Here is a 15,351-nt window from a genome sequence, read left to right as displayed (position 1 = left end):
TACGCATTTTGTGACACGCTTTTTACATCAGCAATTAGCCATTCACCAGGAAGTGCACTCCGATACTGGCGGCGTAACCCAGTGCAATCACCGGTGTCCAGCGCAAATGACCAAAGAAAGTGTACTGACCACGGGCCTGTCCCATCAGTGCCACACCGGCTGCAGAGCCTACCGATAACAGACTACCGCCCACACCGGCTGTAAGCGTTACCAGCAGCCACTGCATGTCGGACATTTCCGGATACATAGTCAGTACCGCAAACATCACCGGAATGTTATCCACGATGGCAGACAGAATGCCCACCAGTACGTTCGCAGTGGTTGGCCCCAAATCACCGTAGAAGAATCCGGATGCCATATTCAGGTAACCGAGGAAGCCCAGACCCCCTACCGCGAGAATGATGCCGTAGAAGAAGAACAGGGTATCCCACTCCGCCCGGGCAATACGGGAGAACACATCAAAGTTATACGGATCAACACTGGCTCCTGGAGGCGCATCAATACCGTTGCGCCAGCTGGCTGACCTGCGGCGCAGGTAGAAGCCAAAGAACTGCAGATATGCCAGGCCCATCATCATGCCGAATACCGGCGGGATATGCAGCAAGCTGTGGAAGCTGACCGCAGTCACAATGGTCAGCAAGAATAAGCCAACAATGGTCAGGCCGCCGAATTTAATTGCTGTCATTTCATCACTGTGGCTCTGTGGCCGGCCATCCGGTAAGGAGAACTGCATGATGAATGCCGGTACCACAAAGTTAACAACAGAAGGCAGGAACAGGGCAAAGAAGCCGCTGAATTCAATCACACCTTTCTGCCACACCATCAGAGTGGTGATATCACCGAACGGACTGAACGCGCCGCCGGCATTCGCTGCAACCACAATGTTCACACAGGAAAGCATGACAAACTTCGGCTGATCTTTACCCACCGCCAGTACCACGGAACACATGATCAGCGCAGTGGTAAGGTTATCGGCGATCGGAGAAATAACGAATGCCAGTACCCCGGTCATCCAGAACAACTGTCGGTAACCAAAGCCTTTTGCCACCAGCCAGTCACGCAGGGCATCAAACACACCCCGTTCCAGCATGGCGTTTATATAGGTCATGGCAACCAGCAGGAAGAAGAACAGCTCCGCGTATTCAAGGAAGTTATGCCGGATAGCGCCTTCAACCAGTTGTGGCGAGCCTTCACCCACATAGTAAATGGCAATCAGAATCCAGATCAGGCCTGCTGCCATCATCACCGGTTTGGATTTACGCAGGTGTAACTGCTCTTCAAAAATGACCAGCATATAAGCAACAAAGAAGATGCCGATGGCGGCAAAACCCACCCAGCTGGCAGTGAGATCCTGTATGGTTCCGCTGGCTTCAGCAGATGACGCCCAGCCGGAAGTTGCGGTCAATAAGCCAAGTATCAAGGCTAACCACTTCATGGAGATATCCCCTGTAAATGAGACTACTGAAAAAAACTCGTCTTGCAGAATATATGGAGGGTAGGAAGCGTCTGACTAACAGACTGCCTGAAACTGCGACACACATCTTTCCTTCAAGGCGATTTAGCCCCGGAAGTAAAGCAAAAAACAACACCGAAATGCAACTTCTCTAGCACTTAAGTCGTACTCGTCTGATCCGTGTCAATTATCCACGGCTGACAGCCCGGTAAACATGTGGATAACACCTGAGTAATATCTGCACAGACAGAGGATAAGCTGTGCAGGGTATAGCAACGATCGCCCGGGAATGCCTCAGCTCAGCCGGTATTAATACGCTGGGTAATTTCCCGCAAACGGCTCCAGCTCTGCAATGCCATGGGTAATCCCAACATCGCTTCAACAAACTCCCAGGAATAACTGACAATCGAAAAAATAGTGCCGGCAGTAACTGGCTCAATTGTCACACTGGCCATGAGGTTATGCACAATAAACAGCAGTGCCAGCAGGAAGATTCCGCCGTACAGCCAGGCTTCACTGTCTGACAGCTTTACTTCCCAGCGTCGCAGCATGTTCAGGTGACGGTGAAACTGCCAGGGCAGGGCACGCTGCAAAACATTCACTTGGCGTTCCTGTTGCGCATTCAGTGCACCGTTCAGACGGTAGAAACGCCGGTGAAAGCAGGCATAAAGTGCCAGCATTGCCAGAGTCAGTGCCACTGCAGCCCAGGCCAGCTGGCCGGCAAATCCCGCCAGAATGATCAGTGAAACCGTCAGCTGAATTACCGAGGTAAACAGCAGAGGGACCTCGTTTTCAAGGAAATCCACCAGCTCCCGGGACATATCCAGCCGGGCACTGCGTACTGATATCCCCAACCCCTGCTGACGTTCAAGTAAACGTAATCCCAGTTCCACCTTAATCGTGCCATACACCCGGGTGTCATATATGCGCCGCACCACAGATACCACCACCAGCAAGGCAAACGCCCCGGCAAGTAGCAAAAGAGGGCCGCTATCCTCCGCTAACAGGCCATCAATGGTCTGGCCCATCAGTAAAGGCAGGCAGGCCATTAATACATTTTCCAGCACCACTAACAGCCAGGTGGTAACAACTTTTCCCGGAAAGGTACGAATAATCTGCCAGATCGTCAGTTCACCGGACACAGCAAAGCCTCCATCTCTTCAGCTGTCTCCCGGTTAAGCACAGAAACAGCAAAAATTAGTTTATTGTCATATTTGACAATTTAAATCGCAGCTAGTAAATTATCAAAACTGACAATAAACTGATCAGGGTTAATAACCCGTTAAGATCCACAGATAAACACACAGGTAAGCCATGGGACGTCCAAGTAAAAAAGCAGAACGTACGGAAGAGATCTTTCAGGCGTTTCAGCGCTGCGTGATCCGCTTTGGTCTGGAAGGCAGCACACTGGAACGGATTGCTGAAGAAGCAGGCCTGCAGCGCAGCCTGGTACGTCATTACGTTGGCAACCGTTCAGAACTGGTTGAACAGCTGGCAGAACGGACCATTAAACAATCCAACCAGCAATGGACTGCACTGGAAGCCCATTTACCGGCAACCGGAATCAGCCAGCCATTACTGGATATTCTGTTCGACTATGAAAGCAGCAGTGATATCAGCCTGCTGTTTCAGGCATTACTGTTCTCTGCGGCGCAGGATGCATCCCTTAAGCAAAAGCTGAAGGACTGGACCGAACACAACATCACTGCCATCAGCCAGCTGCTGCGCAGGGATTACCCGGATGCAGATGCCGGTACCCTGAAATCCGTCGCATTCGGCCTGTTATCACTGTATTTCAACCTTGATTCCCTGAGTCCGCTGGAGCTGATGTCCGATTACCGTCTGCCGGCCCGACAGGCTGCAGAGCAATTACTCAGCGCCCTGAAAACCGCTTAATTCCGGAGAAATATTCATGCTAATTACCACCGTCATCGGCATTCTGTTACTGCTGTGGGTCATCTGGGATCTGTTCAGCGGCAATGTCTGGCTGCACCGTGAATTTCGCCGCGCAGAGGAACCCTTTGCCTATTGGACGACCTTGCTGCTCTGGCTGGCAGTCGCCATTTCCTGCTTTTTCTGGGAACTCTGAACAGGGGGATAACCGATGACAGTATTACCAAAACGTAATCCATTCCTGCTCGCCGTGTACTTTTTGGCCGTGATAATGATGTTTGTGTTTATCGCCTGGGTCATTCTGTATCCCTACGGCAGTAGCGGCTATACCGGTGCAGCGGTCAGCCAGCATATGCAGGATACCGGCCGGCAGGAAAGCACCCGACAGGAAACCACCAAAGCAGCTGTCTCTCAGACAGCTCAGCCCAGCCGAAGCGTTAATACCAACACGGTTGCCGATCAGGTACCGGAACAACGTCAGCCCCTGCGGCTGGCGGGTACCGGCATCCAGCTGAACCTGCAACGCCCGCTGCAAACCCAGATCGACCGTGCCTGGCAGCGCTTCATTGACACCGACCTGCTGAGCAAGGTGGAAATCACTAACAGCACACAGGTGTATGCGGTCTATCACGGCTATAACCAACAGGCACAGACTGTCCGGATGACCATCGGCTACGTGGTTAACGAACGGGGCTATGTGCCGACAGGTATAGACGTACTGGAAGTTGCCGGCGGCCGCTACCTGCGCCTCTCCGGCGAAAACGTGCTGGATAACTGGAGCAATTCGCAGCGCTTCGGCGACGCCCTGACATACACCGCGGATTACGAACTCTATTTGCTGAATGAAAATTACCAGGTACTGAGTCAGGTCGCATTCCTGGCCGTGAAATAAGCCACCTGACGTAAGAGGAACACCATTATGTATGATACCGATCTGCTGACCGCCAGTTGGCTGGAATACTTTGAATACATTTCCTTCAGTATTTATGACTGGGTACTGGTATTTGCACTGCTCTTTCTGCTGCTTGAATTCGGTAACGATGCCGTCACCAAACGGCTAAACGGCGAGCGTATTCTGGAAAGCCTTTCCAGCATCTTTACCCTGGTACCTTACTTTGTTGTGGAAGGCTTTATCTTTGCCGGCGCGGTTTACCTGTTCTACAGCGTCCACGAAATAATCCCCTGGAAACAGCCAGTGAATGCTTATACCGCCATGCTGGTGCTGTTACTGGCAGACTTTGCCTACTATGCGGAACACTACTTTTTCCACAAAGTACGGCTGTTCTGGTTATCCCATTCGGTGCATCACAGTTCCACCATGATGAATACGGCAACCGCTTTCCGCTTCAGCATGTTTGATCCGATTCTGCCGGTGCTATTTCATTTCCCGCTGATTCTGATGGGCTTCCACCCAATGCTGGTAATCGGTGCAGAAGTCATCGTGCTGGCGTATCAGTTCTGGCTGCATAACGAAATGATTGGCAAGCTGGGCCCGCTGGAATGGCTGTTCAATACCCCATCCCATCACCGGGTACATCACGCCTCAGATGAGAAATATCTGGATAAAAACTTCGGCGGCATACTGATCATCTGGGACCGGATCTTCGGCACCTTTAAAAAGGAAGAAGAGCTGCCCAACTACGGTCTGACCACACCGATGACCAGCAAAAACCCGATTACCGTGCAGTTCTATGAATTTCCGCGACTGTATAAAGACCTGATCAGCGCCCGTAACAGCCGGGAATTCTTCGGCTACCTATTTAACGGACCCGGCTGGCGACCGAAAGGCTACCGGGCTCGCAAAGCCGCTGAAGCTGCTGCTGAAAAGGCAACCGCTCCGGCAGACAGCTAAGAAACACCCTCACTGACCCATCTTATTTTCACGGATGTCTGTTAACCGCAGACATCCGGCGGGCACCCCTGTGCCTGCCAAACACCATTCTTACAGGGAGAGACCATGAATACCTTATCCCAAACCAGCCGGTTTCTGATGCAGAGCACTCTGGGTGCCGACCAGCAAACCGTTCAGGATGTATCCCAACAGGGGATAGATAACTGGTTGAATAATCAGCTTAATTCGACTTTATCCTCAGGTAATACCTATGCGGATACCAGCCGGGAAATATGGCAGTATTTTCGCAGTAAGCTGCTCAGCCAATACGGTGAATCCGCTATCAACGGCGAAAGCAACAACCCGGCGTTGCCGTATAAATGGTACTTCCACATGGCCTGGTGGCAGCACGCCCTGAACACACCACCGGAACACTTGCTCCGGCAGCGGATCGCGCAGGCCCTGAGTGAAATACTGGTGATCTCCGATAATTCCCAGCTGGAACTGGATGCCGTGGGGATGGGCAGTTACTACGATCTGCTCTACAAACATGCCTTCGGCAACTACAGCGACCTACTGTATGACGTCAGCATGCATCCGTGCATGGGGGTGTATCTGTCACATATGAATAACCGTAAAGCCGAACCGGCCAGGCATATTCATCCGGATGAAAACTATGCCCGTGAAATCATGCAGTTATTCACCATTGGCCTGTATGAACTGAATCCGGACGGCAGCCGCAAAACCGATGCATCCGGCCGGCCACTGGACAGCTACAACAATGACGATATCAAAGAACTGGCCCGGGTATTTACCGGCCTGAAAGCCTCCGGCTACGAGTATGAGTGGAACACCAGCTTCTGGGAAAGCAGCTATAACGGTTACCCGGTCAGCTTTGATGACGGCATTGATAAAACCTACAAAGTCCCGCCGTTCATTAACATGACCAAACCAATGGCCATCGACGAAGATCGCCACGACCGGGGTAGCAAGCAACTGCTGAAAGGCCGGGTAAAGTTACCGGCCGGGCAGGGCGCTGAACGGGAAATCCGTTCTGCCGTTAAGCAGCTGGTGGCCCATCCGAATACCGCTCCCTTCATCGCCACCCACCTGATTAACCAGTTGGTGACGTCTAATCCGTCGAAAGCCTATGTCAAAGCTGTGGCTGCAAAGTTTGGCAAAGAAGGGAATCTGAAAGCCGTTATCCGTGAGATTCTTACTTATCCACAAAAGAACGCTGTCGCGAAAAAACGTCTGCCATCCGCCCGTCAGGAAGGGAATCAGACAGTACAGTCACAGAAACTGAAATCACCGCTGCTGCGCGCCACTCAGATTCTGCGGGCATTCCGGGCCGGTAACCGGTCAGGCAAACTGTGGCTGATCGGCGATGACCTGCAAACCCTGGTGCAGCAGCATCCGCTGTCTTCACCGACAGTATTCAATTTTTATAAACCGGATTTTGCCCCCCATGGCCCGCTGGAGCTGGCCGGTTTTGTTGCGCCGGAATTCGAACTCCACACATCTGCTACCTCAATTGCCTATGTGAATATGATGTATTACTGGTTCTTTGGCGAATACTTACCCGCCGTCAGTACCCGGATAAACAGTACCCCGGGCATCCACAACGTGCCCGAGCTGGACCCGGATGTTCTCAACCGGGATACAGAGAACAAACTGCAGTTGGATTTCAGTGCTGAAATCGCCATGGCAAAAGATCCTGCCAGCCACAGTGCACTGATCGATCGAATGAGCCTGCTGCTCACCGGTACAACAGACCTGAGCATTAAACCGCAGATTCTGGAGGCCTTTAAACACTACCGGGATCAGCCTGCCTGGGTGGTGCAAACCATTGCCTTCATGCTGACCATTTCCCCTGAATTCACTGTCCTGGAGGCCTGATTATGCGTCATTCAGAATCTGCTTCATCTCTAAATAAAAGCCGCCGTCACCTGCTCAAATCAGGCCTGGGCCTGGCGGGTGCCGGGCTGCTGGGCGGAACCGCACCGGTATTTACCGCACCGGCGTTTGGCGCTACCGGCCCGGCACCGGGGGATATCCACATACAACCGGCCCGTAAGGCACTGGTATTTATTATGCTGGACGGTGGCAACGACAGCTTCAACATGCTGGTCCCGCGGGATGACCGCCATTACCGGGAATACCGCAACAGTCGCAGTAATCTGGCATTGCCACAACACAGCCTGTTACCTCTGGATAACCGCAGCGATCAGCAGAGCAGGGAGTTCGGCCTGCACCCGGCCATGCCGGAAGTACAGACGCTGTTTAACCAGCAAAAACTGGCCTTTGTCGCCAACATCGCCCCGATGACTGAGCCGACTACCAAACAGGCAATGCAGAACGGTTCGGCAAAGCTGCCACTGGGGCTGCTGTCCCACGCAGACCAATTCAGGCACTGGCAAACATCCCGCCCGGATGCCCGGATTAATCAGGGCTGGTTTGGCTATTTTGCTGACGCCCTGCAGCCACGCCGCCCGGACACTCAGATCCCGATGAATATCTCCCTGGCGGGCAGTAATATCATGCAGAACGGTGTTCTGGGCAGCCACTACAGCATTACCGATAAAGGCAGTGTGGGTCTGATCGTTAATGAAGAGAAAACCCCGCTGAATCAGGCATTACTGGAAAGTTTTGAAACCCTGCTGAATACAGATTACGGTCAGGATCCGTTTAAACAGACCTATCTGTCCCAGACCCGCCAGGCGCAGTCCCGGCATCAGACCTACCGTGAGGCAACAGACTCAGCAAAAGTAAATACTTACTTTTCTGACTCCCCCTTATCTCAGCAACTGAAAATGGTTGCCCGCAGCATCAAATCAGCAGACCGCCTGAATCTGCAGCAGCAAACCTACTTCCTGCGCTATATCGGCTGGGATCATCATGATGAGCTGCTTAATAACCACCAGCGTATGCTGCAGGTGCTGAGTAAAGCACTGGGCGAATTCCAGCAAAGTCTGGATGAACTGGGCATAGCCGATCAGGTCATTACTTTCACCGGTTCTGACTTTGGCCGGACCCTGACTTCCAACGGCAACGGTACCGACCACGGCTGGGGCGGCAACACACTGGTGATGGGCAACGCCATTCAGGGTGGTCGCATTTATGGCCAGTATCCATCCCTGGCACTGGGCAATGCTAACCCTCTGGATGCCGGTGACGGTGTGCTGATTCCCACCACCGCCACTGATCAGCTCTACGCCGAACTGGCCCGCTGGTTTGGCGTAGCAGATAAAGATATCCACACCCTGTTTCCCAACCTTAAAAAGCACAACCAAACTTCTCTCAGCCAGCTGATCTGATCAGCAAAGCCACCGGATTTCCCCGTTCAGAGGGAAGTCCGGCAAGGAGACCGTCATGAAGATTTATATCATTAAAGCCAGTGCCCAGAGCGCCTTTAAAGATTACAAACAGGCAATGGGCGCACCTCCTCAAAGCATCAATGCCCTGGCAGCCGCCGCTCCTGAATGGGCAACGGTTAAAATCCTGGATGAAACCTCTCAGGCACCGGCAAATGAACAGGAATCAGCCGACCTGGTGGTTATCTGCATGTCGACGCCGGATGCCCTGCGGGGCTATCAACTGGCTGAAGTATTCCGTCAGCGGGGCATTCCGGTTGTCCTCGGTGGCCTGCATCCCAGCTTCATGCCCGATGAAGCCCGGCAATATGCAGATGCAGTACTCTGCGGCGAAGCAGAACAACTGTTTCCCCAACTTTTAAACGACTTTTACGAGCACAGTCTTCAACCCTTATACAAAAGCGAAAACCCTTTAACCATGCAGGGTCTGCAGCCTTATCCACAGGCGCTTATCGACCTTAAAGCCTACGGCAATCTGAACTCAGTCATGGTCTCCAGAGGCTGTAAATTTAAGTGTGAATTCTGCACTGTGCATAAGTTCTTTCCACACTTTAATGTCCGCCCGGTCAGTGAAATTGTCGATGAGATCAAAGCCAGTGGCGGTCAGTATTTTGAACTGCATGCAGATAATCTGATTGCCGACCGCGAATACGCTCTGGAGCTGTTTGCCGCCCTTAAGCCACTGAACATTTACTGGCTGGCCGAAGCCACACTGAATATCGCCGAATACCCGGATATTCTTGAAGCTGCGGCAGAAAGTGGGCTGTTTTACCTGCTCGTCGGTCTGGAAACTCCTTCTCAGGCAGCGCTGGACGCCGCTGGCAAGAAATTCATCCGCATCAGCCGGGCGAAAGAAAATATTGCCCGTTTGCATGATTATAAAATCGCGGTGGATTCAGCCATGATTTTTGGCTTTGATCAGCACACCGAAGACATCTTTGAAGAAAGCCTGGATTTTGTCGCGGACATCCAGCTGGACCACTGTGATTCTGTCATTCTTACACCGTTTCCCGGCACCGACCTGTTTAACCGCTATGAACGGGAAGGTCGCTTACTGACCCGGGACTGGTCGAAATATGACTGCAGTCACGCAGTTTTTCAGCCAGCACACATGACTCCCGCACAGCTGGAACAGGGCGCTGAGCGCTTTGCACGGCAGTACCATAGCCTTGGCCGCAGCCTGAAACGTTACTGGCACCGGCAAAAAAATCTTGGCTGGCAGTGGCAGTCACTGACAAGCCAATGAAACGTCCCGTTCTGCTGCTGGCCCTGATGTGGCTGGCCACACTTAACAGTTGGTACTGGCTGTGGGGCATCATCATTCTGATACTCACAGTCACCGATCTGCAACGGGGCTACACTGAACTGATTGATAAAATAAGCCGCCAGAATAATACATTTCTATACTGGCTAACCTGTTCAAGCTGGCTGTTAATCGCCGCCATACTGATCAGCCACACCGGTTAAGGGAACATTTATGACATTGCCAAGCGCACTTTTATTGCCTAAATCCGCCTATACCTCACAAAGCTGGTTTGAACGGGAACAGGCAACCATCTTTGAGAATAACTGGCAGTTTGCCGGTTTTACGGAAGACTTACCCGCGCCCGGGGACTTCCTCACCGTGCAGGCAGGACGCACCAGTATCATGATTATTCACGGGCCGGATGGCGAACTGCGCGCCTTTCATAATATGTGCCGGCACCGGGGTACCCGTCTGTTACGTACCTGCGGCAAAGCCGGAAAGGCAATTACCTGCCCTTATCATGACTGGAGCTACGACTTTAAAGGCAACCTGATCGCCGTGCCGCAACAAAAAGAAGAATTTGCCGGGCTGGATAAAAGCAAACTGAGCCTGCATCCTGCGCAAGTGAGCTGCTGGGATAACATGATCTGGATACACCCGGATCCTGAAGCGCCTTCACTGCAAACCTGGCTGCAGGGTATTGAGGCACATCTGGGCCCGCATCGGGTCAGTGAACTGGTGGAACACGCCGATACAGCCACCAGCCACGATATACAGGCTAACTGGAAACTGGTTGTGGAAAACTATATTGACGGCTATCACCTGTCTCATCTGCACAGTACCAGCCTGAATATGTACGATCACAAACAGCAGCAAAGCGGCTTTTGTGGCCCCCATTTCCATTTCTATGAGCCCTTAGCACCGGACTATGCTGCCAACGTCGACAAACAGAGTCCGCTGCCGGTCATCGATCATTTCACCCCGGAAAAACCGCTCGGGGCTTATGTACCCATGTTATTCCCATGTTTTGGCATCGGAGCCGATGAATCTTCCTGGTCGATTTTTCAGATCATTCCCCTGGCGGTGGATAAAACCCGGGTAATTACCCGGACACGGGTCATGCCCGCTTCAGACTGGAGTTTCTGGACGCAGGAATGGAAAAGTTACAGCCATTATCAGAAGCAAACGGCAACTAAGGCGGATAAATCCAACCGGGACGGTCAGGAAGACGGGGACGACCCCTTAGCCAGTGGGGATTTTATGGCAGAAGATATCTATGTCTGCGAACAGCAGCAGAAATCGCTGGCATCTCCCTGGTATTCAGTTGGCGCCTACGCCAGTCAACAGGAAAGTGCTATCCGGGAATTCCACCGTCAGGTCTTACAGGCGATGAAAACCGCTACTGACTGAGGCTGGCTTTTGCCTTCTCACTGAGCTGAACCATAGAGTCGCCAATTTCCATATTGGCGGCAGAGCCATGAATAGCCTTTTCGGCATCCTGCAGAACCTGCTCAAACTGTTCAGAAATGCGCTCAAAGTTATTCAGTTCCCGGGTTGTACGCTCGCTGATATCTGCCATGCCGTGAAATAAACTTTCAATACGCCGGTAAGCGTCGCGGGTGGTGCTGGCCATCCCGGACTGGTTACCTTCAGATACTGATGTCATTGCCGACTCAACCGAGCTGGTCATCTGTGCAATCTTATCCCGCAGAATCACTTCATGCTTCTGCAGACCACTCAGGTCTTCATTAATATCCCGGGCATTATTCTGTGAGCTGAGCGCCAGACTTTTAACCTCATCTGCCACGACTGCAAATCCACGGCCAGCCTCACCAGCCCGGGCGGCTTCAATCGCTGCGTTTAACGCCAGCAGATTGGTCTGTTCAGAGGTGGAAGAAATCGCCGTCGCCATACGGGAAATGCCTTCAAATGAACTGAGAAACTGGTCAATTTCTTCGTGCAGTTCCAGTGAAGAAGATGAAAAGCTCCGGATTTCGTCACTGAGAGACCCTGTCTCCTGACAGACCCGGGCAAAACTGCTCTGCAATTCTTCCAGTGCCTGCTGATTATCCTGCAGGGTCGCCACAATCGCCTGTAACTCAGTAATGGAAGAGTGTACTGAACCGGTCAGATCTTCAAAAAACTGTAACCGTTCCTTGGAGGCACCGTTCACCCGGGTAGCGTTGGTCAGTACCTGCTGGGATAAACCGTGTAACTGACCCACCTCATCCATCACCGGATGTATCTCAGGAACAGCAATGACTTCTGACTGATTAACCTGACGCCCCGGGGAGGCCAGCCAGCTGGTAAACAGGGAAACACAAAAGGGCACGCAGAAAGTCAGCATGCCTGGCAGCCACTGATACTGACTGTCACCAAAGAACGCAGACCACTGATTAATCAGGTTAAGTAAACTGCCAACAACCAGGCAGATAAAGAAGGCACGTTTTAGCGCCACCGGATTGGATAAAATAGCTGCCACGGTGATTCTCCTGTCCGCATTCCCTGATAAAGACACTTATTCACAAGCTGAATCAGTATATATAGATGTGCTACAACAGTAAAAAGCCCGAAAACTTATTCACAATGCCCTGTGCGTATGCTGTATAACTGCGCAGGCATAAGCCATGGATGAAGCTGGGGACAAAACCACCGGTGGATAAGTAGCCCTGTTATACACAACTCCTGAACGGCTTATAAACGCGCTATACGGTTGAATATAACAGAGTTAATATGTCTGCAAACATATGATTTTGTTATATATTTAATACTTAAGCACAGAAGCATCGCTGCTTAATAGTAAACATAAAAATAAAAAAGATCTTTAAATACCTAATCTATATATATTAATTAAAAAGTTAATCAGAAAAGAGCTGTTCAAATTTTAATCATTTCTTAATGCTTCGCATCCGTCTATAATTGGCAGCCTTTTCGAGCGCCAATACTGAACATGATCAGCAACCGGTTTCAGAGTAACCGGATAGTCATCAGTTCTGACGGCCAGTACGATATAAGCATTCAACGTTAATGAGGTTATCGGTGGACTATCCTGACCACTTCGATGTGATTGTTATTGGTGGCGGACATGCCGGTACAGAAGCTGCTCTGGCAGCAGCCCGTACCGGGGTGAAAACCCTGCTGTTAACACACAATATTGAAACCCTGGGACAGATGTCCTGTAATCCGGCTATCGGTGGTATCGGTAAAAGCCATCTGGTGAAAGAGATAGATGCGCTGGACGGTGCAATGGCCGTTGCCACTGACCGCAGTGGCATTCAGTTCCGGGTTCTGAATTCCCGGAAAGGTCCTGCTGTACGTGCAACCCGTGCTCAGGCTGACCGTATCCTCTATAAAGCAGCTATCCGTACCATTCTGGAAAATCAGCCTAATCTTCAGATTTTCCAGCAATCAGCTGATGATCTGATTGTTGAAGGTGATCAGGTGACCGGTGTGGTTACCCAGAGCGGCCTGAAATTCTTTGCCCGTAATGTGGTACTGACAGTTGGCACCTTCCTTGGGGGTAAGATCCATATCGGCCTGGATAACTATTCCGGAGGACGGGCTGGTGATCCGCCATCCATTGCACTGGCACAACGTTTACGTGAATTGCCATTACGGGTTGACCGTCTGAAAACCGGCACACCGCCACGGATTGATGCCCGCAGTGTGGATTTCAGCCTGATGCAGGAACAGCCCGGTGATACCCCGACGCCGATCATGTCGTACCTGGGCACCAGTGCTGAACAACCCCGGCAGATCAGTTGCTACATAACCCATACCAACGAACGCACCCACGAAATATTACGTAAGGGACTGGACCGTTCACCGCTGTATACCGGTGTAATCGACGGTGCCGGCCCACGTTACTGTCCGTCCGTTGAAGATAAAATCATGCGCTTCGCGGATAAAGACAGCCATCAGGTGTTTGTTGAACCGGAAGGTCTGACCACCCATGAACTGTATCCGAACGGTATTTCAACCAGTCTGCCGTTTGATATTCAGCTGGAAGCGGTGCGTTCCATCAGGGGCTTTGAGAATGCGCATATCACCCGGCCCGGTTATGCCATTGAATATGATTTCTTCAATCCTCAGGATCTGAAGCACACGCTGGAAACCAAGGTTATTAACGGTCTGTACTTTGCCGGTCAGATCAACGGCACCACCGGTTATGAAGAAGCCGGCGCACAGGGTCTGTTAGCCGGGGTAAATGCGGCATTACGGGCGCAGGAAAAAGACCAGTGGTATCCGCGCCGTGATGAAGCCTATTTAGGCGTGCTGGTGGATGACCTGATTACCCTTGGTACATCAGAGCCGTACCGGATGTTTACCAGCCGTGCGGAATACCGTCTGATTCTGCGGGAAGACAACGCCGATATCCGTCTGACGGAAAAAGGCCGTGAGCTGGGTCTGGTGGATGATGTCCGCTGGCAGCGTTTCTGTGAAAAGAAAGAAGCCATTGAGCAGGAAAATCAGCGGCTGAAAAGCACCTGGATCCAGCCGGGCACCCCGGAGGCTGATGAACTGAACAGTAAGCTTCAGCAACCGTTGGCGCGGGAATACAACATGCATGATCTGGTCAAGCGTCCGGAGCTGAAATATGCCGACGTGGCCGGTCTGAAAGGTGAAAGCCTGGCAGATGCTCAGGCGGCAGAGCAGGTTGAAATCCAGATTAAGTATTCCGGTTATATCGATCGCCAGAAAGAAGACATTGAAAAAGTACGCCGTCAGGAAAACACCCTGTTACCGGCGGATTTTGATTACGATGCTGTCGGTGGTCTGTCGAACGAACTGAAATCAAAATTACAGGACGTACGTCCGGAAACGATCGCACAGGCCTCCCGGATTCAGGGCATGACGCCGGCGGCGATTTCATTACTACTGGTACATCTCAAGAAGCAGCAGCTGGGTCGGGGAAAAACAGCACATGGATAATCAATACCTGCCGTTACTGCAACGACAGTGTGACGCGTTAGGCCTGCAGCTTAGCGATCAGCAATATAATGCTCTGCTGCAATACCACGCGTTACTGGTTAAGTGGAATAAAACCTTTAATCTGACCGCTGTACGCTCACCGGAAGAAATGATTACCCGTCATCTGGTGGACAGTCTGAGTGTACTGCCGCATATCACCGCAGAACGTCTGATTGATGTTGGCAGCGGGCCGGGCCTGCCGGGGATTCCCCTGGCGATCTGCCGGCCGGACCTGCCGGTTACCCTGCTGGACAGCAATATCAAAAAAAGCCGTTTTCAGTTCCAGGCCAAGGCTGAGCTGAAGCTGGACAATGTTGAAGTGGTGCACGAGCGGGTCGAAAAATTCCAGCCGGAAATTCTCTTTGACGGCATCATTTCCCGGGCCTTTGCCTCCCTGCAGGATATGCTCAGCTGGACCGAACACCTGTGTGCGCCTGAAGGTGTTTTTCTTGCCATGAAAGGCATGTATCCTGTTGAAGAAATTGAGCAACTGCCGGACCATATCCGTTTACATGAAAGCCTCGAGCTTTCCGTACCGGGCACTGAAGGTGAGCGTCATCTGTTGATTTTTGGGAGAGCCTGA

The 15,351-nt window shown here is 51.8% G+C and carries 14 protein-coding genes; 11 read left to right on the top strand and 3 right to left on the bottom strand.

What is annotated here, in order from left to right; genetic code table 11:
• Window positions 1-34: 34 nt before the first annotated feature.
• Together nhaD and JYB63_RS07300 are read right to left on the bottom strand one after the other, a co-directional pair.
• A complete protein-coding gene (gene nhaD / locus JYB63_RS07305) occupies window positions 35-1,435 on the bottom strand; it encodes a sodium:proton antiporter NhaD (RefSeq protein WP_205657190.1) in 1,401 nt (466 codons plus the stop codon).
• Window positions 1,436-1,752: 317 nt separating this feature from the next.
• Complete coding sequence (locus tag JYB63_RS07300; RefSeq protein WP_205657189.1) at window positions 1,753-2,595, bottom strand: ABC transporter six-transmembrane domain-containing protein; 843 nt, start codon at window positions 2,593-2,595, stop codon at window positions 1,753-1,755.
• A 172-nt stretch (window positions 2,596-2,767) separates the two neighbouring features.
• Here JYB63_RS07300 and JYB63_RS07295 point away from each other — a divergent pair, with 172 nt between their 5' ends.
• From JYB63_RS07295 to JYB63_RS07255, 9 genes are all read left to right on the top strand, one after another.
• On the top strand, window positions 2,768-3,349 hold the full coding sequence (locus JYB63_RS07295) for a TetR/AcrR family transcriptional regulator (protein WP_205657188.1): 582 nt from the start codon (window positions 2,768-2,770) through the stop codon (window positions 3,347-3,349).
• A gap of 16 nt (window positions 3,350-3,365) precedes the next feature.
• Window positions 3,366-3,542 carry a hypothetical protein gene (locus JYB63_RS07290; protein WP_205657187.1) on the top strand — a complete coding sequence of 59 codons (177 nt, stop codon included), beginning with the start codon at window positions 3,366-3,368 and terminating at the stop codon, window positions 3,540-3,542.
• 15 nt (window positions 3,543-3,557) lie between these two features.
• Window positions 3,558-4,238 (top strand): effector binding domain-containing protein, encoded by a 681-nt coding sequence (locus JYB63_RS07285; RefSeq protein ID WP_205657186.1) that lies wholly within the window; start codon window positions 3,558-3,560, stop codon window positions 4,236-4,238.
• A gap of 27 nt (window positions 4,239-4,265) precedes the next feature.
• Complete coding sequence (locus tag JYB63_RS07280; RefSeq protein ID WP_205657185.1) at window positions 4,266-5,198, top strand: sterol desaturase family protein; 933 nt, start codon at window positions 4,266-4,268, stop codon at window positions 5,196-5,198.
• 105 nt (window positions 5,199-5,303) lie between these two features.
• Window positions 5,304-7,076 (top strand): DUF1800 family protein, encoded by a 1,773-nt coding sequence (locus JYB63_RS07275; protein WP_205657184.1) that lies wholly within the window; start codon window positions 5,304-5,306, stop codon window positions 7,074-7,076.
• Window positions 7,077-7,078: 2 nt separating this feature from the next.
• Window positions 7,079-8,494 carry a DUF1501 domain-containing protein gene (locus tag JYB63_RS07270; protein WP_205657183.1) on the top strand — a complete coding sequence of 472 codons (1,416 nt, stop codon included), beginning with the start codon at window positions 7,079-7,081 and terminating at the stop codon, window positions 8,492-8,494.
• Between the two features lie 55 nt (window positions 8,495-8,549).
• The gene (locus JYB63_RS07265) at window positions 8,550-9,797 is read left to right on the top strand and encodes a B12-binding domain-containing radical SAM protein (protein WP_205657182.1); all 1,248 of its coding nucleotides are present in this window, start codon (window positions 8,550-8,552) and stop codon (window positions 9,795-9,797) included.
• Window positions 9,794-10,018, top strand: coding sequence for a hypothetical protein (locus tag JYB63_RS07260; protein WP_205657181.1), 225 nt, complete (start codon window positions 9,794-9,796; stop codon window positions 10,016-10,018). The genes JYB63_RS07265 and JYB63_RS07260 overlap by 4 nt, the downstream gene beginning before the upstream one ends.
• Before the next feature lie 10 nt (window positions 10,019-10,028).
• The gene (locus JYB63_RS07255) at window positions 10,029-11,207 is read left to right on the top strand and encodes an aromatic ring-hydroxylating oxygenase subunit alpha (protein ID WP_205657180.1); all 1,179 of its coding nucleotides are present in this window, start codon (window positions 10,029-10,031) and stop codon (window positions 11,205-11,207) included.
• Here the strand turns inward: JYB63_RS07255 and nrtS are convergent.
• Window positions 11,197-12,279, bottom strand: a complete 1,083-nt coding sequence (gene nrtS, locus JYB63_RS07250) for a nitrate/nitrite transporter NrtS (RefSeq protein ID WP_205657179.1) — start codon at window positions 12,277-12,279, stop codon at window positions 11,197-11,199. The two genes, JYB63_RS07255 and nrtS, sit on opposite strands and share 11 nt — an antisense overlap.
• 557 nt (window positions 12,280-12,836) lie before the next feature.
• Between nrtS and mnmG the strand changes: the two genes are divergently transcribed.
• Window positions 12,837-14,729 carry a tRNA uridine-5-carboxymethylaminomethyl(34) synthesis enzyme MnmG gene (gene mnmG, locus JYB63_RS07245; protein WP_205657178.1) on the top strand — a complete coding sequence of 631 codons (1,893 nt, stop codon included), beginning with the start codon at window positions 12,837-12,839 and terminating at the stop codon, window positions 14,727-14,729.
• On the top strand, window positions 14,722-15,351 hold the full coding sequence (rsmG, locus tag JYB63_RS07240; RefSeq protein ID WP_205657177.1) for a 16S rRNA (guanine(527)-N(7))-methyltransferase RsmG: 630 nt from the start codon (window positions 14,722-14,724) through the stop codon (window positions 15,349-15,351). The genes mnmG and rsmG overlap by 8 nt, the downstream gene beginning before the upstream one ends.

It is taken from the genome of Aliamphritea spongicola (genome assembly GCF_017051665.1).
In the GTDB taxonomy this organism is placed as follows: domain Bacteria; phylum Pseudomonadota; class Gammaproteobacteria; order Pseudomonadales; family Balneatricaceae; genus Amphritea; species Amphritea spongicola.
The sequence above is the reverse complement of the archived record's forward strand: the minus strand, read 5'-3'. Positions and strand labels throughout refer to the sequence as shown.

Excerpts from the sequence above, each read along its gene's own strand:
- nhaD (WP_205657190.1), bottom strand. The coding sequence starts at position 1,435 with ATGAAGTGGTTAGCCTTGATACTTGGCTTATTGACCGCAACTTCCGGC.
- JYB63_RS07295 (WP_205657188.1), top strand. The coding sequence starts at position 2,768 with ATGGGACGTCCAAGTAAAAAAGCAGAACGTACGGAAGAGATCTTTCAG.
- JYB63_RS07290 (WP_205657187.1), top strand. The coding sequence starts at position 3,366 with ATGCTAATTACCACCGTCATCGGCATTCTGTTACTGCTGTGGGTCATC.
- JYB63_RS07285 (WP_205657186.1), top strand. The coding sequence starts at position 3,558 with ATGACAGTATTACCAAAACGTAATCCATTCCTGCTCGCCGTGTACTTT.
- JYB63_RS07280 (WP_205657185.1), top strand. The coding sequence starts at position 4,266 with ATGTATGATACCGATCTGCTGACCGCCAGTTGGCTGGAATACTTTGAA.
- JYB63_RS07275 (WP_205657184.1), top strand. The coding sequence starts at position 5,304 with ATGAATACCTTATCCCAAACCAGCCGGTTTCTGATGCAGAGCACTCTG.
- JYB63_RS07270 (WP_205657183.1), top strand. The coding sequence starts at position 7,079 with ATGCGTCATTCAGAATCTGCTTCATCTCTAAATAAAAGCCGCCGTCAC.
- JYB63_RS07265 (WP_205657182.1), top strand. The coding sequence starts at position 8,550 with ATGAAGATTTATATCATTAAAGCCAGTGCCCAGAGCGCCTTTAAAGAT.
- JYB63_RS07260 (WP_205657181.1), top strand. The coding sequence starts at position 9,794 with ATGAAACGTCCCGTTCTGCTGCTGGCCCTGATGTGGCTGGCCACACTT.
- JYB63_RS07255 (WP_205657180.1), top strand. The coding sequence starts at position 10,029 with ATGACATTGCCAAGCGCACTTTTATTGCCTAAATCCGCCTATACCTCA.
- rsmG (WP_205657177.1), top strand. The coding sequence starts at position 14,722 with ATGGATAATCAATACCTGCCGTTACTGCAACGACAGTGTGACGCGTTA.